This window comes from Cupriavidus sp. HY129, from assembly GCF_059492215.1.
Window position 1 is genome coordinate 2577683 of sequence record NZ_CP083255.1, and the last position, 18994, is coordinate 2596676.

Annotated in this window: 21 protein-coding genes; 15 read left to right on the top strand and 6 right to left on the bottom strand. The window is 64.9% G+C overall.

The window, feature by feature from the left end; genetic code table 11:
- Nucleotides 1–26 precede the first annotated feature (26 nt).
- The 3 genes from K6G35_RS27920 to K6G35_RS27930 are packed head-to-tail and all read left to right on the top strand — an operon-like array spanning nucleotide 27 to nucleotide 2791.
- On the top strand, nucleotides 27–941 hold the full coding sequence (locus K6G35_RS27920) for a LysR substrate-binding domain-containing protein (protein WP_008645076.1): 915 nt from the start codon (nucleotides 27–29) through the stop codon (nucleotides 939–941).
- A gap of 45 nt (nucleotides 942–986) precedes the next feature.
- Nucleotides 987–2018, top strand: coding sequence for a M14 family zinc carboxypeptidase (locus K6G35_RS27925; RefSeq protein ID WP_035883269.1), 1032 nt, complete (start codon nucleotides 987–989; stop codon nucleotides 2016–2018).
- On the top strand, nucleotides 2015–2791 hold the full coding sequence (locus tag K6G35_RS27930; protein ID WP_035883268.1) for an alpha/beta fold hydrolase: 777 nt from the start codon (nucleotides 2015–2017) through the stop codon (nucleotides 2789–2791). The genes K6G35_RS27925 and K6G35_RS27930 overlap by 4 nt, the downstream gene beginning before the upstream one ends.
- Nucleotides 2792–2837: 46 nt before the next feature.
- Here K6G35_RS27930 and K6G35_RS27935 read toward each other — a convergent pair whose 3' ends face one another.
- Complete coding sequence (locus K6G35_RS27935; RefSeq protein ID WP_008645082.1) at nucleotides 2838–3437, bottom strand: TetR/AcrR family transcriptional regulator; 600 nt, start codon at nucleotides 3435–3437, stop codon at nucleotides 2838–2840.
- Between the two features lie 256 nt (nucleotides 3438–3693).
- On the bottom strand, nucleotides 3694–4191 hold the full coding sequence (locus tag K6G35_RS27940) for a copper resistance protein CopQ (protein WP_495676704.1): 498 nt from the start codon (nucleotides 4189–4191) through the stop codon (nucleotides 3694–3696).
- A gap of 456 nt (nucleotides 4192–4647) precedes the next feature.
- Between K6G35_RS27940 and K6G35_RS27945 the strand changes: the two genes are divergently transcribed.
- Nucleotides 4648–5517, top strand: a complete 870-nt coding sequence (locus K6G35_RS27945; RefSeq protein ID WP_495676705.1) for an alpha/beta hydrolase — start codon at nucleotides 4648–4650, stop codon at nucleotides 5515–5517.
- Nucleotides 5518–5534: 17 nt separating this feature from the next.
- On the opposite strand, the gene K6G35_RS27950 is transcribed toward K6G35_RS27945, so the two are convergent.
- Nucleotides 5535–6608, bottom strand: a complete 1074-nt coding sequence (locus K6G35_RS27950) for a methyl-accepting chemotaxis protein (protein ID WP_186425734.1) — start codon at nucleotides 6606–6608, stop codon at nucleotides 5535–5537.
- A 572-nt stretch (nucleotides 6609–7180) separates the two neighbouring features.
- Between K6G35_RS27950 and K6G35_RS27955 the strand changes: the two genes are divergently transcribed.
- The 4 genes from K6G35_RS27955 (at nucleotide 7181) to K6G35_RS27970 (ending at nucleotide 8858) form a co-directional block, all read left to right on the top strand.
- Entirely contained in the window at nucleotides 7181–7477 is a 297-nt protein-coding gene (locus tag K6G35_RS27955; RefSeq protein WP_008645090.1) for a hypothetical protein, read from the top strand.
- 96 nt (nucleotides 7478–7573) lie between these two features.
- A complete protein-coding gene (locus K6G35_RS27960; RefSeq protein WP_495676706.1) occupies nucleotides 7574–8245 on the top strand; it encodes an alpha/beta hydrolase in 672 nt (223 codons plus the stop codon).
- A 76-nt stretch (nucleotides 8246–8321) separates the two neighbouring features.
- A complete protein-coding gene (locus K6G35_RS27965) occupies nucleotides 8322–8696 on the top strand; it encodes a hypothetical protein (RefSeq protein ID WP_008645093.1) in 375 nt (124 codons plus the stop codon).
- Nucleotides 8697–8717: 21 nt separating this feature from the next.
- Nucleotides 8718–8858: a hypothetical protein gene (locus K6G35_RS27970; RefSeq protein ID WP_495676707.1), complete on the top strand. Its 141-nt coding sequence runs from the start codon at nucleotides 8718–8720 to the stop codon at nucleotides 8856–8858.
- Nucleotides 8859–8896: 38 nt separating this feature from the next.
- On the opposite strand, the gene mdtD is transcribed toward K6G35_RS27970, so the two are convergent.
- Nucleotides 8897–10300 (bottom strand): multidrug transporter subunit MdtD, encoded by a 1404-nt coding sequence (gene mdtD, locus K6G35_RS27975; RefSeq protein WP_008645095.1) that lies wholly within the window; start codon nucleotides 10298–10300, stop codon nucleotides 8897–8899.
- Between the two features lie 133 nt (nucleotides 10301–10433).
- On the opposite strand from mdtD, the gene K6G35_RS27980 reads away from it, so the two are divergent.
- Entirely contained in the window at nucleotides 10434–11291 is an 858-nt protein-coding gene (locus K6G35_RS27980; RefSeq protein WP_008645096.1) for a LysR family transcriptional regulator, read from the top strand.
- Nucleotides 11292–11298: 7 nt separating this feature from the next.
- Here the strand turns inward: K6G35_RS27980 and K6G35_RS27985 are convergent, their stop codons facing one another.
- A complete protein-coding gene (locus tag K6G35_RS27985; RefSeq protein WP_495676708.1) occupies nucleotides 11299–12417 on the bottom strand; it encodes an AGE family epimerase/isomerase in 1119 nt (372 codons plus the stop codon).
- A 199-nt stretch (nucleotides 12418–12616) separates the two neighbouring features.
- Between K6G35_RS27985 and K6G35_RS27990 the strand changes: the two genes are divergently transcribed.
- From K6G35_RS27990 to K6G35_RS28005, 4 genes are all read left to right on the top strand, one after another.
- Nucleotides 12617–12880, top strand: a complete 264-nt coding sequence (locus K6G35_RS27990) for a hypothetical protein (RefSeq protein ID WP_035883266.1) — start codon at nucleotides 12617–12619, stop codon at nucleotides 12878–12880.
- Between the two features lie 62 nt (nucleotides 12881–12942).
- A complete protein-coding gene (locus K6G35_RS27995; RefSeq protein ID WP_011518661.1) occupies nucleotides 12943–13218 on the top strand; it encodes a hypothetical protein in 276 nt (91 codons plus the stop codon).
- A gap of 132 nt (nucleotides 13219–13350) precedes the next feature.
- Nucleotides 13351–14367: a ferritin-like domain-containing protein gene (locus tag K6G35_RS28000; protein ID WP_286882547.1), complete on the top strand. Its 1017-nt coding sequence runs from the start codon at nucleotides 13351–13353 to the stop codon at nucleotides 14365–14367.
- A gap of 6 nt (nucleotides 14368–14373) precedes the next feature.
- A complete protein-coding gene (locus K6G35_RS28005) occupies nucleotides 14374–15516 on the top strand; it encodes a glycosyltransferase (RefSeq protein ID WP_008645101.1) in 1143 nt (380 codons plus the stop codon).
- Between the two features lie 36 nt (nucleotides 15517–15552).
- Here the strand turns inward: K6G35_RS28005 and hpnA are convergent, their stop codons facing one another.
- The gene (hpnA, locus tag K6G35_RS28010; RefSeq protein WP_267880404.1) at nucleotides 15553–16629 is read right to left on the bottom strand and encodes a hopanoid-associated sugar epimerase; all 1077 of its coding nucleotides are present in this window, start codon (nucleotides 16627–16629) and stop codon (nucleotides 15553–15555) included.
- Nucleotides 16630–16783: 154 nt separating this feature from the next.
- Here hpnA and ispH point away from each other — a divergent pair, with 154 nt between their 5' ends.
- Both ispH and hpnH read left to right on the top strand, forming a co-directional pair.
- Complete coding sequence (ispH, locus tag K6G35_RS28015) at nucleotides 16784–17782, top strand: 4-hydroxy-3-methylbut-2-enyl diphosphate reductase (protein WP_040010987.1); 999 nt, start codon at nucleotides 16784–16786, stop codon at nucleotides 17780–17782.
- A gap of 28 nt (nucleotides 17783–17810) precedes the next feature.
- Complete coding sequence (gene hpnH, locus K6G35_RS28020; protein WP_008645108.1) at nucleotides 17811–18977, top strand: adenosyl-hopene transferase HpnH; 1167 nt, start codon at nucleotides 17811–17813, stop codon at nucleotides 18975–18977.
- Nucleotides 18978–18994: the final 17 nt, after the last annotated feature.

Here is an 18994-nt window from a genome sequence, read left to right on the forward strand (position 1 = left end):
GCTCTCCCGTTTCCGCTTGGAACCCCATGCTTGGCGATCTGCTGATGACCTTCTACGAGGTGGCGCGACAAGGCAGCATCACCACCGCCGCTCGCCAGTTGCGAGTCAGCCAGCCCACGGTCACGGGGCGCATCCGCCAGCTCGAGGAGCTCTACGGCGTGGAGTTGTTTCATCGCCGAGCCAGCCGCGTGGACCTGAGCGATACCGGCGTCGCGCTGATGCCGCTGGCCGAACAGATCGTGCAGCAGGAGAGCAATGCCGACTTCCTGCTGCGCAATGCCGGAAATCTCCGTATGGGCAACCTGCGGATCGGCGCAACCGGCCCCTATTACATCCTGCGCAGCGTGGCGGCATTCCGGCAGCGTTTTCCGGCCATCGGCGTCAGCATCCAGATCGGCAACTCCCGGCAAATGCTCGATGCGCTTTTCGAGTACCGCATCGATGCCGCCGTGTCGTCGCATGCGGTCAATGACGATCGCCTGCACCGAGTCAGGCTGGCAGCGGACCCGATGGTGCTGGTAACGCATCCCGCGCACCCGTTCGCGCGCAGGCCGCGCGTGGAAGTTTCCGAACTCGCCGCCTGTCACCTGCTCGTGCGCGAACAGGGCTCGATGACGCGAGAGGCCACGGAAAGCGCGCTCCGTGCCGTCGGAGAGGAACTGCCGGCGCACACCGTGATCGGCAGCCGCGAGGCCATCTGCGAGGCCATCCGCCACAACCTTGGCGCAAGCGTGATGCCGATGGGTGAAGTGCCACGCGACCCGGCCTTGACGGTGGTGCCGTTCGCCAGCCGCGCGCCGGTGATCCACGAATACCTGTACTGCCTCAACAGCCGGCGCGAGACACGGCTGCTCAGCGCGCTGCTGGACAGCCTGGTGCTGCCCGGCGCCGCCTCCGGGCGCCATTGCGAAGTGCCGCCGCCAGCGCCTATATTGAACTGATCCGCCCGTCTTCCAAGCGCCCTCCGCCCCAAACGCCTCCCATCGATGACCGACCCGGGCCGCTCCAGCTTTCCCGAGTACGACCAGCTACTCGCGCTGCTGGAACTCGGCGCGCCGTGGTTTCGTTCGAAAATCGCCTGCGATGTGACCGTGCAAGGCCACACGTTTGCCGTGCACGTGGCCAGTCTGGGCACCGACGCACCAGACGCCCCGGCCATTGGCATCTTCGGCGGCATTCACGGTCTGGAACGCATCGGCACGCAGCTTGTGCTCGATTACATGCGCTCACTGCTGTGCCGTCTTGCCTGGGACGACCTGCTACATCGCCAGTTGCAGACGGTGCGGCTGGTCTTCATGCCGATCGTCAATCCAGGCGGGATGTATGCGGCAACGCGCGCCAATCCGAATGGTGTCGATCTGATGCGCAACGCGCCGCAGGATGCCGATGCCGCCGTGCCGTTCCTGGCCGGTGGGCAGCGTATCGGCGCCTGGCTACCGTGGTATCGCGGCCGGGCGGGCGCGCCAATGGAAGCGGAAAGCCGCGCGATGCTTCACGTGGTGGAAACCGAACTGCTGCCGCGCCCACTGAGCTTCGCCGTCGATTGTCATTCGGGCTACGGCTGGCGCGACAGCATCTGGTTCCCGTACGCGCGCACGCACGCACCAATGTCCCACTTCCCCGAGATGTACCTGCTCAAGACCATGTTCGAACAGGCCCATCCACATCACGGCTACGCATTCGAGCCGCAGAGCCATCAGTACCTGCTGCACGGCGATCTGTGGGACTTCGCGTATGACCGCGCGCCGCCGCAGAACCTGTTCCTGCCGATGACGCTCGAACTGGGTTCGTGGCTCTGGATCAAGAAGAATCCGCGTCAGATTTTCTCTCGTGCCGGCATTTTCAATCCCATCAAGGCACACCGCACTGCACGGGTCCTGCGCCGGCATGTAAGCCTGTTCGACTTTCTCGGCCGGGTAGCCGTGGCGCCCAATCGCTGGCTGCCGAACGGAGCGCAGCGGGATCACCTGCTGGAGCAGGCGCGCGCGCACTGGCAATATGGACCGCCCATGCCATGAGCGCCTGGATCTTCCTGCGCGGCCTGACCCGTGAATCACGCCATTGGGACAACCTGCCGGCGCTATGGACATCGCGCGGGCTTGGGCAGCCGCTGCTGATCGACCTGCCCGGCAACGGCACGGCGCGCGACGCCACGGTGCCGGCCAGCGTCGACGGCATGATGGAGGCGGTACGGGCCGCGGCGCATGCATCGGGCGTGCCGGGACCATGGCGCGTGCTGGCGATGTCGCTCGGCGCGATGGTGGCAACCCGATGGGTTCAGGCGTGGCCCGACGACGTGGCGGGGCTGGTGCTGATCAATACGAGCATGAGGCCCTTCAGCGCGATAACGGAGCGCCTGCAGCCGCTGAACTGGCCCGCGCTGCTAGGCATGGCCCACCACTGGCAAGATCGCGTGCGCTGCGAACGGACCGTGCACCGGCTCACCTGCGAGCGGCTCGATACCCGCGACGCCGACATCGCCGGCTGGGTCGAGATCGCACAAAGCGCGCCGGTCTCGCGCAAGGCGGCATGGCTGCAGTTGCTGGCCGCCGCACGATTTCGCGCCATGACCGCCGCGCCGCCATGTCCGACGCTGATCCTCTCATCCGATGCCGACCGACTGGTCAATCCGGCCTGCTCGGCGCACCTGGCGGCAGCTTGGCGTTCGGATGGCGTCAGCCATATCCGTCATCCATGGGCAGGACACGATCTGCCGCACGACGATCCTCTGTGGCTGTGCGACACAGTGGCCGCCTGGAAGCAGGACAAAAAAATACCGCCGGACGGCTGATGCCCTCCGGCGGATGATGTGTCCTGCAGATAGTTTGGTACGCGACTCAGGCGTGCGCTTCGAGCAGCGCCGCAGCGCGCTTGTTGCACAGCGCGCCAAGCAGCGTTTCGGCCGCCGATTCCAGACGATCCTGCGTGCCGAACAGGCGCGCGGCAATCAGACCGCTCTGCAGCGCCCCGTAGATCACCTGCGCCAGCATGGCGGGCGGCACCGGGTACGGCGTGTCACGCTCTTTCTGGCCGCGCTCGAGCAGCTTCGCCAGCCAGTTTTCGTTGACGTGATAGAAGTCCTTGAGCACCGAGTGCACCGACTCCGGCAGGCTCAGGATCTCGGTCGACAGCATCCCCGCCAGACAAATCTGGTTCGACCCGCAGGTCTGGCGCAACGGCTCCAGGTACTGACGCGCCTGGTCCAGCACGGGCAGGTCGGCGCTGATGCCAGCAAGCCGCTCGCTAATCCGCCGGCTGTACTCCTTGACCGCTTCCAGGATCAGATCGTCCTTCGACGGGAAGTAGTAATGAATGCTGGAGGTCTTGACGCCCACCAGCTCGGCCAGGTCGCGATAGCTGAAGCCGTTGCATCCGCGTTGGCGGATCAGGATCAGCGTGTGTTCGAGCAGTTGCTCGCGGACAGGTTGCGTTTTCATGGTCGCCACTTTATCTACACGAAGATAGATACACAACCGGGACTTTCCCGGAGCCAACCAGCGGCCATTCAGGCCGGGAACCCGCGACGGAGGTGGCGATTGCAAAACCACGCCACTTTCCGGCCGCCGGGAATCCGGGCATTCGGCCCGGACGATTTCATCTTAGCGTGCGTATCGCACCATGAAAGCCCGGCGCCCCATCGAGGGCGCCGGGCTTCAGCCGACAACCGCCCGGTCGGGGCGGCCATGGCGCTGGTCAGGCAAGGGCGCCGTCGGTGTAGACGTCCGGGGTCCGGGCACCGTCGAAGTACGGGTTGCGTGCTTCATTGCCACGGGCGCCGTCCAGATACGGATCGGCCTTGCGAGCCGGGCTGGCAGAAACGCCACTGCGGTCAAGGCCGGCTACGAAACGCGCGCCATCCAGATACGGGTCGATGGTGCGTTCAACCAGGCCATCGCGATTGCTGATGCTGGCCGTCAGGCCGTCCCGGTTGCTGATGCGGGCGCCATCCGTGAAGGCGTCACGGCTGCCGATATGCGCGCCTTCGGTAAAGCCATCGCGATTGCTGATGCGAGCGCCTTCGCTGAAGCTATCGAACTTGCCTTGGCGGGCGCCATCGGTAAAGGCGCTGCGCTGGTCGTTCACGCGATACGTATAACCGTAGACCTCGCCGTGCGAGGTGGAGGCTTGGGCGGCGCCCGTCACGAAAGCGGCGGCAAGGGCGGCGGCGGTCAGGATGGTCTTGGCGTTCATGATGCTCTCCTTCTTCAAGGGGCCGGGCAATCCGGTTCAGGTTGTGGATTGCGGGGCCGAAGTCTGTCTGCAAATTCGCGGCGCTCTTCTTCGTCTTCTTTGCTGATTGCTATCTACTACTAGATAGATTCAAAGACTTAAAAAAAGAACCGTTTCCGGTACTGCGTCACTGTCTGGTGTTGCTTGGATTGCCCGCTGCGGTGGTTGTTTGCGCTGCAACGTGTTCGTCCATGGCGTGAATACTATCTACCTATAGATAGATAAGCAAGAGGAAACTTGGGATGCCACCCACAAACTTTTCTATTGCCCCGATTGAAATCATCAATCTCACAGGTAAGTTGTTGATTTTGCGGTATAAAATTGCGACGCATCCCCCTTCTGATGCCTGCCGGTGCTTTCCCGACGGGCCTTGCAGGTGTTAGGGTTACTCACCCCTGCCGACAGTCGAGCATCGCAATGCCGCCCCCCAAAGCGTCCCCCGCCCCCAATCCGTACCGGCGCTGGCTGGTTGGCGCCGCAGGGCTGGCCGGCGTGGCGCTGCTGGCCGGCGTCGGACGGCTAATAATGTTTCGCGCAATCGAACGTGAAGCGTTCGTTCCGGCCTCGGGCGGCACGGCAAGGCCAGACGATTTCGGCGTTGCATCGCGTCAGTTTGCATTCGCAAGCGGCGACCGCCTGCTGCGCGGCTCATACGTCGCGGCCTCACCCGACGCGCCCGCACTGTCCGTATTTCATGGTGACGAGGAATGCCTGGCCGACTGGGCACCCGTCCAGGCGCTATTGCACGCCGCGGGCATCAGTTCCTTCGTCTTCGATTACAGCGGCTATGGCGCCAGCACGGGCCGGCCTTCCGTTCGCCACCTGCACCAGGACGCCCTGGCTGCCTATGCCCAGTTCCGCGCCGTTACGCCGCAGGCGTCGCGGCACTACGTCATGGCACACTCGCTCGGTAGCGGCGTATTGCTGGATGTCGTGGGCGATCTGGCGCCGGCACCTGACGGCATGGTCATCGGCGCCGGATTCCGCTCGGCGCGTGCCGCCGCAGTCGTCACTGGCCGGGTGCCGCGCTGGCTCGCCTGGATGCTGCCGGACCCATGGAATAACATCCGGCAAATCCGGAATCTGACCCTGCCCATCCTGCTGCTGCACAGCAAGCGGGATGAGACGATCCCGTTCCGGGATGCCGAATGCCTGGCGCGGGCCGCACACGGTCCCCGACGGCTGGAAGCCTTCGAGGATCTTCCGCATGACGCTGCGATCGAGCCCTCCTACATGACCCGCTTCTGGGCGCCAGTGATCGCCTATCTGAAGAGCGGGAAGCTCTGACGGCGATAAGCGACAGGCTACAGCTTGAACTCGCCCACCACCTTCTGAAGCTCCTGCGCCTGCTCGGCCAGCGCCGACGAAGCCGCAGCCGCCTGTTCGACCAGGGCGGCGTTCTGCTGCGTCACATCGTCCATCTGGGTCACGGCTACATTCACCTGCTCGATGCCGTCGCTCTGATGCTCGGAAGCCGTCGCGATCTCGCCAAGGATCTGCGTCACACGACGCACCGCCTGGACAATTTCCTCCATGGTCTGCCCGGCCTGGCCGACCAGCGCCGAACCGCTTTCCACCTGACGCGCCGAGTCATTGATCAGCACGTTGATCTCCTTGGCAGCCGCGGCGCTGCGCTGGGCCAGTGTGCGCACTTCGCCAGCCACCACGGCGAAGCCGCGACCCTGCTCGCCCGCGCGCGCTGCTTCCACGGCGGCATTCAGGGCCAGGATATTGGTCTGGAATGCAATGCCCTCGATGACGGCGATGATGTCCGTCACCTTGCGCGAACTGACGCTGATGGCATTCATCGTTTCCACGACATTGCCGACGATCGCGCCACCGCGCTCGGCGATGCCGGACGCCGAAGCCGCAAGCCCGTTGGCGGTGCGCGCGCGATCGGTGTTCTGCCGGACCATCGCAGTCAGTTCGCCCATGCTCGACGCGGTTTCCTGCAGCGTGGCCGCCTGCTCCTCGGTCCGCTGCGACAGATCGGTATTGCCCACGGCGATTTGCTGCGATGCCGAAGAAATCGAATCGCTGGCGGATTTGATGCGCGTGACCAGGTCGGTCAGCATGTCTTCCATCTCTCCCAGGCCGCCGAGCAGACGACCGAAGTCGCCACCGCGCTCGGTTTCGAAGTCCTTGCTCAGATCGCCGGCAGCCACCGTCTCCGCGATGAATTCAGCCTCTTTCAGCGGCGCCTCGATCGCACTGGCCAGACGGGCCCAGCACACGACGCTGAACACCGCCACGGCCGTGCCCAGCCCATAGAGCCAGCCTCGCGTGTCCCCATCGGCGATCTGGCCCAATGCCAGCGTCATCATGACCGCCACCAGCACCACCACCACCCCAAATGCCGCGCCCAGCCGGATGCGCATGCTCAAGTTATCCCACGCCATCTTTCTCCGCTCCTCTTTCGTGCCCCGCGTTGTCCGGGGCTATCGATGGACTAACGGATCCAGCAAAGTAACCTTTACCCCTCCGAAAGAGTGGGACGAGAAAAGACAAAACCGGGACAAAAACAATCAGGCGAGGCGTTCCCGCCATCATTTGGTCATCGGCGCGTCATGCCGCTGTCATGCGGGAGAAATGCCTGCAATTGACCGATGTTGCGTGCGGCAGACGGGGTGTCGTTTTTTTGCCGATGGCAGGATTTGACGGCGCGGATCGCGTCGGAGACCGGCAGTGGCACCTCCGCCACAATCGGTGGAATCGCCCGGCCCATTGCCCCAGAAACGACAAAGCCGGGACGCGCAGTTCGCGGCATCCCGGCCAATGGGCAAACAATCTACTCCTGCGTGCGGCGTACCGCAATCATTCTTGTGGTCGACCCCACATGAACCATGGTGACCCATCGTGTACCTTGCGCCGGATCGTCTATATTTGACCGCAATGGCGCTCACATCCGTTCACGACTCACCGCCGTAGACAGCCCCTGGAGGTAAATGCCATGCGTTCGCTTGCAAACTTGTTCAGTCCGCCGACGCCCGAGAAAATCGCCGAGAAGGAACTGCAAGACATGAGGCTGACGCTTTTCCAGGCAGAACGCCGCCTGCTGGAAGCGCAGATGCAAGTCGACTACTACCGGAACATGATCGCTTTCCTGGAAGAAGTGGGAACGAGCGGCGTGGAGGGTGTGGCCGACCGACGCTATGCGATCACCCATACGGGCACGGACGCCGCCGCTGCACCCGCACGTGCCGCACCGGGCCTGACCACGGTGCCAATCGTGCCCTCTGCCGCCTGACGCCGCGCTGGCGTGGCAACACCCGCATGGGCTCGTTCGGGCCTGTGCGATACTGGCCGCCTTCCCTAGCTTCGTGCTGTTGCACTGGAACCGGCCATGAGCGAACCGCTGCCCGCCATCGAAATTGAAACCGCGCCGAACCCGGCGTTCTCCGTGATCTGGATGCACGGGCTGGGTGCCGATGGCAGCGACTTCGTTCCGGTTGTCCCGGAACTCGGATTGCCCGAAACCCTGGCCATCCGGTTCATCTTCCCGAACGCCCCGGCGATACCCGTGACCTGCAACAGCGGCTACGTCATGCCGGCCTGGTATGACATCTACTCGCTAGATGAAGCGGGTCGCCGTGCCGATGAACGGGGCATCCTGCAATCCCGCGATGCCATCCGCGCGCTTATCGCACGCGAGAACGCGCGCGGCGTGCCAACCAACCGCATCGTCCTGGCGGGGTTCTCGCAAGGTGGCGCGATCGCGTACACCACGGCCCTGACCCATCCCGAAGCGCTCGCCGGAGTGATTGCGCTGTCGACATACATCCCCTCGACCGACCTGATCGCGTCCGAGGCCGCACCGGCCAACGCCGCCACGCCAATCCTCGCCGCCCACGGCACCGAGGACGATGTCGTGCCGCTGGTGCTTGGGACCCGCGCGCGCGACTGGGTGGCTGCCGCGGGTCATCCGGTCACATGGCTGACCTACCGGATGCCGCATTCGGTCTGCATCGAGGAAATTGTCGATATCGGCCAGTGGCTGCAGGAGCGCTTTGTGTGAGTGCCGCGACGATTGCCGCGCTAACATGGCGGCCGTCCTTCATCCGCCTCTTGTGCCCCACCCCCGATATCCACGCATGATCCCCGCCGCTCCCCTGCCCCGCATCGACTTCAACACCCGCAAGGCCCTGATGTTCGCGCTGACCGCCGAACGGCTGTCAGCCTTCTACGAACACGGCCAGTGGATGACCGAGGGCCAGGGCGCCACGCTCGCGGGCAACTGGCTGTCGCGCTCGAAACTGCAGCTGGCACTGTCGGAGCGGCGTGTGCTGTCCGACCTGAGCGATCAACTCGCCCGGCAATTGGCCGAAACGCTGTCGCGTGAAGCCGGCCTCTACGCCTCGCACGAGATGATGGAAGCCCTCGATCCGAACTACCAGTCCGCATTCGCGCACGACATGCTCGATGAGTGCGAGCGGATGCTGCGGGAGGCTGGCGTCGAGGAAGACTGAGCATCTAATAGCACTTACAAAGTGCTAGCAGTGTTCAGCGACGCCCACAATGGACTGTTCCTGGCGGCACCACGGCACACCAGCAAGTCCGTGTTCCTCCAGCACGATCTCCGCCCCGCGCTGTCGGAACGGGGTGTGCTGGTCATCTCCGTCGATGGATGAGCGGCCCAGCCGTGCGCTTACCGCGGCCGTGATGCCCCCTACCGCGCCTCTACCGCAGTCCGCTTCGGGTTCAGCAGGTCGGCATCGAGCCGCCGGAACACCATGGCGGACGCCAGCGTGATCACGCCCACACTGAGGAAGGCCAGCCGATAGGCCGGAGCAGCCACGCCAAGCTTGGCCGAGAACAGACTCACGAGTCCACCGCCAATGGTCACGCCGAGGCCGATCGCGAGCATCTGCACCATCGAAAACAGGCTGTTGCCGCTGCCTGCGTCTTCACGCGACAAACCCTTGAGTGTGACGCCGTTCATCGCGGCAAACTGCATGGAGTTGGCGGCACCGAAAATCGCCAGCTGCACGATCGACAGCCCGAGCGGCCAGCCCGGCGAGATCGCCGCGAACGAAGCGATCGAAGCCCCGACGATCACCGTATTGACGAGCAGGAATATGTCGTAGCCGAAGCGATTCACCAGCGGCACGATCCAGCGCTTCGAGATGGTCCCGGAAATGGCTACCGGCAACAACATCAGGCCCGAATGAAACGGGGAGTAGCCGAGCTGAAGCTGAAACAGCAGCGGCAGCAGGAACGGCACGGCGCCCGAGCCAATGCGGCAGACCAGGTTGCCGACCAGCCCCACGGTGAAGTTGGGCTCCCGAAACAGCGCGAGACGGAACAGCGGCGTGCGATGGCGACGTGCATGCGGAATGTAGAGCAGCGCGCTGGCAATGCTTGCGGCCATCAGCGCGGCGCTCAGGCTACTGACCGAACCACGCTCGAGCGCGAGCGAGAACGTGACCATGCACAGCGACAGCAGACCACAGCCGATCCAGTCGAACGGCGGCGCGGCATCCACTTCGCCAGCCGGCAGGTAACGATGCACGGCGAACAGGCCGACCAGCCCCACTGGGACATTGATCAGGAAAATCCAGTGCCACGACGCGCTCTGCACCAGCCATCCGCCGAGCACCGGGCCAAAGATCGGCCCGACCTGCCCCGCGATGGAGACAAAGGCCAGTGCGGCAATGTACTGCTCGCCGGGAATGTTGCGCAGCACCGCGAGCCTGCCGATCGGCAACAGCATCGATCCGCCAATGCCCTGCAGCACCCGCGCGATCACCAGTTGGGTCAGCGTGTGCGCCGTGGCGCAGAACACCGAGCCAATCACGAAGATCAGGATTGCGCTGAAGTAGACGCGCCTTGTGCCGAACCTGTCGGCCAGCCAGCCAGACGCCGGGGTCAGCATCGCCATGGTCAGCGTGTAGGCCACCACCACAGGCTTGAGATCGAGCGGTTTCTCGCCCAGGCTGCGCGCCATTGCGGGCAACGCGGTGTTGACGATAGTGGTGTCCAGCGTCTGCATGAAAAAGCCGGCGAAGACGATCCACAGCATGGCCTTCTGGGAGAAGGCCTGATCGGTGGCGGAAGCAGAGGCGGTACGCATAGGAAATTCTTGATGGGGCGGCGTCACTCCGGGTAATCCCGGAGACGTTCGAGCATGGTACCTAGCGGACACCCCATCGGGAACCCCTCTGGCTTTGTTGACTGCAATCGGATTTGCCGATGACAATGCGTCGATGCTCAATCCCGTTTGGATCCAGACTTTCGCGACCGTGGCCACCGCGCGCAGCTTTACCGACGCGGGGCGTCAGCTTGGCCTGTCGCAATCGTCGGTCAGCGACCATATCCGGCGGCTCGAAGGCAGCGTGAACCGGCGGCTGTTTGTGCGCGATACGCACTCGCTGGCGCTGACACCCGATGGCGAAGCCCTGCTCGTTCATGCCCGGCTGATTCTCGAATCCCTGGCCCGTGCCGAATCCCAGTTCAGCGGACCGCGCCTGCAGGGCCGCGTGCGCCTTGGCACCTCCGAAGACCTGGCGCAGGGTCCTCTGCCGAATGTGCTGGCCGCATTCCGCGCCACGCACCCGGACGTGGAGCTCGAGATCACCATCGGCATGACCAGCAAGCTGTACGAGTGGATGGAAGCGGGCACGCTGGACCTCATCGTCGGCAAGCGGCGCGAAGGCGAGCGCCGCGGCGTGCCCCTTTTCCGTGGCCGGCTCGAATGGCTGGCGCGACCCGGTACGGTTGTGGATGTGCGTCAGCCTCTACCGCTGATCCTCGTGAACGAACCGAGCGTGACGCGCTCCGTGGTGCTGGACACGCTGGCCAAGAACGGCTGGCGCTGGCGCGTCGTGTGCACCAGCAGTAGCCATTCCGGATGCATCGCAGCGGCGCGAGGCGGGCTCGGCATCACCGTGCGGGCCGAGAATCTGACCGGCGGCGGCCTGGTGCCACCGGTCAATTTCGATGCACTGCCAGCACTGCCGGACGTGGAGTTCATTACGCTGGCCGCACGCCGACTCACCGAGCCGGCCGACACGCTGCTGCAACTGATTCGCAAGAGCGACCTGCGCGCCGCGCGGGTCGATTGATGCCTGCTTAGCCTGGCAACGCACCCAGCGCCTGATAGGCGGTCAGCAGGTGATATGGCGTGGTGGAAGGCATCTCCGCCCGCACGACCATGCCATCGGGCGCCAGGCATTCGTGCCAGCCACCGGCATGGAGAAAGCGCGTGCGGAAGCGGTCAGTCCAGACCGCGAGCGCATCCAGCGCTTCGCCATCATGTTCGACCGATCCCTTGACCGCCAGCGCCCGGGCGAACTCGGTCTGTGCCCAGATACGCTCGGTGGCATCCAGTACGCCCCCCGCCCCATCCAGCGCCGCGCAAACACCCAGCGTGTCGTCCGCCACGCCGTGGCGGCGCGCGAAATCGAACGCCCGGCGCAATGCCGATGACAGTGCCGCATCGGCGAACAATGCCGGGGCCGTCATGACCAGCGAATACCACTCGAATTGATGTCCCGGCTCGATCCGATTGCCGGCGCTGCCCTGTGGCAGTTCGGCCACGCATCCATCGGCGGCATCGACAAAGCGTGCATGCACCGCATCGGCCAGGTCACGGAGCCGGTTCGCGAACCATGTGTCGCCAGTGGCTTCCAGCGCGGCGAGATAGGCCTCGGTCAGGTGCATGACCGGGTTCTGCAGCACGCCGCTGCCATTGGGTGTGAAATCCTCGGCCAGGGCCGCGTGATACAGCCCGCTGCCATCGGCAAAGCGGTTTTCGATGACATCGACCGTTCGACGCAGCAGGTCCAGCGCCGCGGCGCTGCCGCCAGCGCGGTGGTAATGCGCGCAGGCGAAGACCACGAAGGCGTGGGTATAGAGATCGCGTGTCGTATCGAGCGGCTGGCCGTCGGCGTCGATGCTGTAGATCCAGCCGCCCGCTCCATCGCCGAAGTGACGTTGCAGCGCTGCAAGCAGCGTATCGGCATGTGTCAGGTTGCCGGCCGTCGCAAAGACATAGAGCTGGCGCGCGCACGCCATCGCCCGATAGCGTTTGTCCGGCAACGGCTGGCCAGTGGCGCCGTCCAGTGCCTCATGCGCCAGTTGCATCGCCGGATTCCATCCCGCGCCGGTCCAGGGCGGCAGGACGGCCGTATCGAAATGGGCGAGCAGCGCGGAGATCCGGGCGGAAAGGGTCGGCGGCGAGACTGGCATGTCGGATTGGGTTCGGGTGGGCCGGATAGTCGACCCGCAAGACCGAAGCCAGACAAGATAGCAGGCCCGGAGATACGAGGAAAGGCCGCCGACGCCGCACCGCATCATTTCGGGGTGGCAATGCCCCGCGACGCTGACTATGTTGAAAGTCCGCCGGGTTGTCGTTCCTGTCATGGCCCGTCGGCAAGGGAGAATTGCCATGCCCACCACCCATCCCATGACCCTGACCGACCACCGCCGCACGCTGGTCATGCATGTGCTTGAAGACCCTCCCGGACGCTATACGTGGCGCATCGTGGTGGAAGAGAAATGCGGCGGCGCCGAATGCGACAGCATGATCGAAGCCGCGGCCGACTACCCCTCGCACGCGGAAGCGGAGGCGGCCTGCTGGGCTGCCGGCAACAGCATGCTCGACAAGCCGCGCGCGGCGGGCGAAGTCACTGACACGCAAACGCTCCACTAGGCGCGCGCGCCTGCAAACGCCCCCGGCCTGGGCCGGGGTTTCCTTCAAAGGACGAACTAGCGATGGACAAGCCCACCGTAAGCCCCCGCCGCTTCGTCGAGATCCTGAACGAGCGGCTCACCCGGCATCCCCTCTACCGCGAGGGCATGCACGTGTACGCCATTCCGCCCCATTCGGAGCATCCGCACAGCCTCGTCTGCGTGGGCCCGCGGGGGACCGAATGCGTCTGCACGACGATCGAGGCCATCGTGCGTGGCGAGTGCGACGTCTTCCCCGACATCGCACGGGACTGGCGCCCCCGCCCGAACCCGCCCGCGCACGAACACCGCGCGCGTTAGCGGTCGATTGGCGGTCACGATCCGGCGGGCTATGGCCCGCCGGATCGATTTCGACTGCCTTGAACGACACAATCCTGCGCTGATCGCTCCGGCTGGATACAATGGCTCCGCAATCCCCTGCCCGGAGCGCCGATGAAGAGAGATTTCGAAGCGGATGGCATGACCGCCGACCCGTTGATCCCCGAATCCGGATCACAGTCGGCCAGCACCACACCGAGCCCGGCGGCGCGTGCCGCCGAAATGGCCGCCACGGTTGCCCGAGCTGCCATCGACCAGGCCGATCATGCGATGCGCAACTGGACCGACCCGGTAGAGGGTCCGGTGCGTGCCGGGTCCCCCGAACATCTGCGCATGTTCTGCAACATGCTTCTGCAGACCCACAACCCCTACAAACCCGCCGTCATCGAGTGGCCGAAGCTCTCGCCGGAAGCGCTTGAGCGCGTGACCTCGCTGCCGATCTGGGACATCGCCGTGCAGACCGAAGGCCGCGCGTCGATCCGCGTGCACAGCTTCGCCCGGCTTCAGCGCAACCCGCTGTTGCGCAGCGCGCTGGAAATGGATGGCGACGAGGAAGCGCGGCACAAGGTGGTGCTGGCCAAGCTGGTCGAGGCCTACGGCATCCAGTTGGAACCCGAGCCCGAATATCTGCCGCCGTCCGACATCGAATGGGGCTGGCTGGTTACCGGCTACAGCGAGTGCATCGACAGCTTTGCCGCCTTCGGCCTGTTCGCGGCCGCCAAGGATTCGGGCTTCTTCCCCGCCGAACTCGTCGAGACCTTCGAACCGGTGATTCAGGAAGAAGGCCGCCACATCCTGTTCTTCGTCAACTGGGTGGCCTGGTACCGCGCCAGCCTGCCCTGGTGGCGTCGCCCCGCGTTCGCCTTCAAGGTGTTCCGCGTCTGGCTGTTCCTGATTCGGGAACGGATCGGCCTGGCCCGCCAGATCGAAGTGGACGAGCATGGCGGCGCCCAGGATGCCAACTTCCCGATGAACGCCGCCGAAACATTGGCCGACTCGCTGACGCCCGGCTCGATGATCGATCTCTGTCTGGCGGAGAACGATCGGCGCATGGCGGGGTATGATGCGCGGCTTCTGCGTCCGACCACGGTGCCCAAGCTGGCGCGCTTCGCACGACGCTTCGTCAAATAATTCGCCATGCTGTTTGGATTGTCCCTGCTGACCCTTGTGGTCTGGTGCGTGCTGGTCTTCGCCCGCGCCGGTTTCTGGCGCGTGCGCAAGCCCACGCCCTCTCCCGCCCCGGCCGAATGGCCCACCGTGGTCACCGTGATCCCGGCCCGCAATGAAGCGGACGTGATTGGCCGCGCCGTCACCGGTGTGCTGAGCCAGCGCTACGCCGGCCGGCTCCATCTGGTGGTGGTGGACGATCACAGTACCGATGGCACGGCGGACATCGCGCGTGCCGCGGCCCTGTCCATCGGCAAGGGCGACGCGCTGACCGTGATCGGGGCACGCGACCTGCCCGCCGGCTGGAGTGGCAAGGTCTGGGCGCAGTCCGAAGGTCTGGCCGCCGCCGACAAGGCCGCGCCAGAGGCCAGGTATGTCTGGCTGACCGATGCGGATATCTGGCACGGTCCGAATGCGCTGGCCGAGCTGGTGGCCCGCGCCGAGGACGAGCAGCGTGACCTGGTCTCGCTGATGGTGCGCCTGCGCTGCGATTCCGCGTGGGAACGCATGATCGTGCCGGCATTTGTCTTCTATTTCGCCAAACTCTACCCGTTCGCGAGCATTGCGAACCCGCGCAGCCGCGTTGCCGGCGCGGCGGGCGGCTGCATGCTGGCGCGGCGCTCGGCGCTGGCCCGTATCGGCGGGTTCGAAGCCATTCGCGGCGAGTTGATCGACGATTGCAGCCTTGCGGCGAAGATCAAGGCAGGTGGATCGATCCGGCTCGATCTGGCGGATGACAGCATTTCGCTCCGCCCCTACGACGACTGGCAGAGCCTCTGGAACATGATCGCCCGCAGTGCCTACACGCAGTTGCACTACTCGCCGTGGATGCTGATCGGAGCCACGCTGGGCATGATCCTGACCTATCTGGCCCCGCCGGTCCTGGCGCTGGCCGGCGGCGCGGGGACCTGGCCAGCCTGGCTGGCCTGGCTCCTGATGGCCATCAGCTACCGGCCGATGCTGCGTGAGTATCGCCAACCCGTGTGGATGGCACCGCTGCTGCCGCTGACCGCCCTGTTCTACCTGGGCGCCACGCTGGATTCCGCGCGGCGCTATTACCTGCGTCGCGGCGGCCAGTGGAAAGGGCGCTCGCAGGCGCCCGTACGATCGTAACGTCCAGATGGCGGGGCCACCCGCCATGCCGATCGGCTACTTCAGATAGCCGGCTTCCCGGAACCACGTGAGCGCGTCGCGCAGCCCTTCCTGATAGGGGCGCGGCGCGTATCCAAGCTCACGCTGGGCCTTGGCGGAAGTGAAGAACATCCGGTATTGCGACATCTTCAGCCCATCCACGGTCACGAACGGCTCCTTGCCGGTGAAGCGTGCGATGGTCTCGGCCACGCGCGCGACCGGATAGAGCGGCCAGCGCGGCAACTCGATGGTTGGCGCCTTGCGGCCGGCCATGCCCGCGATGTCGGCCAGCATCTGCCGCAGCAGCACATCCTGGCCGCCCAGGATATAGCGCTCGCCGATGCGCCCTTTGTCCAGCGCCAGGAAATGACCGTTCGCCACGTCGTCCACGTGGACCAGATTCAGGCCGGTATCGACGAAGGCCGGGATCTTGCCGGTGGCCGCTTCGACAATGATCCTGCCTGTCGGGGTCGGGCGCACGTCGCGCGGGCCAATCGGCGTGGAGGGATTCACGATGACCGCCGGCAGGCCTTCCGCCACCAGACGCTCCACCTCGCGCTCGGCAAGCACCTTGCTGCGCTTGTAGGCACCGATCGCCTCATGGCCGGCCATTGCCGCCGTCTCGTCGACCGGCGCCGTGGCGCCCGCCACACGCAGGGTGGCCACGCTGCTCGTATAGATGACACGCTCCACGCCAGCGGCGCGTGCGGCGTTCATGACCGTGACCGTGCCCTCGACGTTCGAACGCACGATTTCCTCGGGATCAGGCGCCCAGAGCCGGTAATCGGCCGCCACATGGAACAGGTAGCGCACGCCGGCCATGGCGCGGGTCATCGACGCCGCATCGCGCATGTCGCCTTCGACAATCTCCACGGGCAAGCCGGCCAGATTGGCCCGCGGGCTGGTCGGGCGCACAAGCACACGCACCTGGAAGCCACGGTCGAGTGCCTGTCGCATCACAGAGGAGCCCAGGAATCCCGACGCACCTGTAACAAGAATGCAATTGTTAATTTCAAATCCCCTGACAATACTGCCGGCGCGGCAGGCATTTCTGCCCCGCAGAAGCCCGCCCACAGCCGGATTGCGGTGCGGCATTCTCGCCGGAAACGCGCTGTTGGCAAATTCCCACGCGGCGACACGAAAACTGACACCGGTATATAGTAACCACCGTAATCCGGAAATGTGATCCCGGGAGTACCAAAATATAAATGTCTTCTAATCTTCACAAGAGGGTCTGGGGGCCATTTCGATGCAGGTGATACTTGCTCAACCTCGCGGATTTTGCGCAGGTGTCGTCCGCGCGATCGAAATCGTCGATCGAGCCCTCGTCAAGCATGGCGCCCCCGTCTATGTGCGACACGAGATCGTACACAACAAGCATGTGGTGGAAAGCCTGCGCCAGAAAGGCGCGCGCTTTGTCGAGGAACTCGACGAGGTGCCTGGAAATGCGGTGACGATCTTCAGCGCGCATGGCGTGTCGCGGGACGTGGTCAGCGAGGCCGCCCGCCGCGAACTGCACGCGATCGACGCGACCTGCCCGCTCGTCATCAAGGTTCACAATCAGGGACGCCAGTACGCGGCAGCGGGCCGCCACGTCGTCCTGATCGGCCATGCCGGCCACCCCGAGGTGGAAGGCACGATGGGGCAGATTCCGGGCAAGGTCATCCTGGTCCAGAACGAGGCCGATGTCGCCACGCTGGACCTGCCGAATGACGCACCGGTCGCTTACATCACACAGACCACGTTGTCCGTGGACGACACCCGTAATATCATTGCGGCGCTCGGCGCGCGATTTACCAATCTGGTTGGCCCGAGTACACGCGATATCTGCTACGCCACTCAGAACCGGCAGAGCGCGGTGCGCGAGTTGTCCACCCGCGTGGACGTCATCCTCGTGATTGGCGCCACCAACAGTTCCAACTCGAATCGCCTGCGCGAAATCGGCACCGAGAGCGGCGTACCGAGTTACCTGATCGCCGATGGCAGCGAGCTGGACCCCACGTGGGTCCGCGACGCCGCCGTCGTCGGCATTACCGCGGGTGCCTCGGCACCCGAAGAAATGGTGGAAGACGTCATTGCGGCCTTGCGCCGCCTTGGTCCGGTCGAAGTCTCGACCATGGAAGGGATCGAGGAACATGCCGAATTCCGCCTGCCGGCCGAGCTGGACGATGTGAAGCAGGCCCCGGCGGCCAGTAGTACCACTGAACCCAGCGACGCACGCCTTGCCGACCAGACGGCGGCAGGCTGAAGCAACGAACCTAACAGGAAGCACCCCCTTGGCCATTCCCTTTCTGCAGGTCGCCCGCGTAGGCGCCTACATCGCACGCAAGCATCTTTCCGGGCAGAAGCGCTACCCGCTCGCCCTGATGCTCGAGCCCCTGTTCCGCTGCAACCTCGCCTGCTCGGGCTGCGGCAAGATCGACTATCCGGACCCCATCCTGAACCAGCGCCTGTCGGTGCAGGAATGCCTGGAGGCCGTGGACGAGTGCGGCGCCCCGGTGGTCTCGATCGCCGGCGGCGAGCCGCTGCTGCACAAGGATATGCCGGAGATCGTGCGCGGCATCATCGCCCGCAAGCGTTTCGTCTACCTGTGCACGAACGCGCTGCTGATGGAAAAGAAGATCGACCAGTACGAGCCGAGCCCGTACTTCGTGTGGTCGATCCACCTGGATGGCGACCGCGAAATGCACGACCATTCGGTGAACCAGGAAGGCGTGTACGACCGCTGTGTGGAAGCGATCCGCATGGCCAAGGAACGTGGCTTCCGCGTCAACATCAACTGCACGCTGTTCAACGATGCCAAGCCTGACCGCGTGGCCAAGTTCTTTGACTCGGTCAAGGCGATGGGCGTGGACGGCATCACGGTCTCGCCGGGCTACGCCTACGAGCGCGCCCCGGACCAGCAGCACTTCCTGCACCGCGGCAAGACCAAGCAACTGTTCCGCGACATCCTGTCGCGCGGCAACGCCGGCAAGAACTGGGCGTTCAGCCAGTCGACGATGTTCCTGGACTTCCTGGCCGGCAATCAGACCTACAAGTGCACGCCGTGGGGCAACCCGGCGCGTACCGTGTTCGGCTGGCAGCGTCCGTGCTACCTGGTCGGCGAAGGCTATGTGAAGACCTTCAAGGAACTGATGGAAGACACCGACTGGGACGCCTACGGTGTCGGCAACTACGAGAAGTGCGCCAACTGCATGGTCCACAGCGGCTTCGAAGCCACGGCTGTGGCCGACACGTTCGCGCACCCGATCAAGGCGCTGGGCGTGAGCCTGCGCGGCGTGAAGACCGATGGCCCGATGGCCCCGGACATCCCGCTGGACAAGCAGCGTCCCGCCGAGTACGTCTTCTCGCGCCACGTGGAAATCAAGCTGGCCGAGATCGGCAACCTGAAGAAGGCGCAGGGTAGCCGCGCCGAGGCCGCGCAGGCCGCTCAGGTGCACTAAGCCTGTTCTGGTGACGT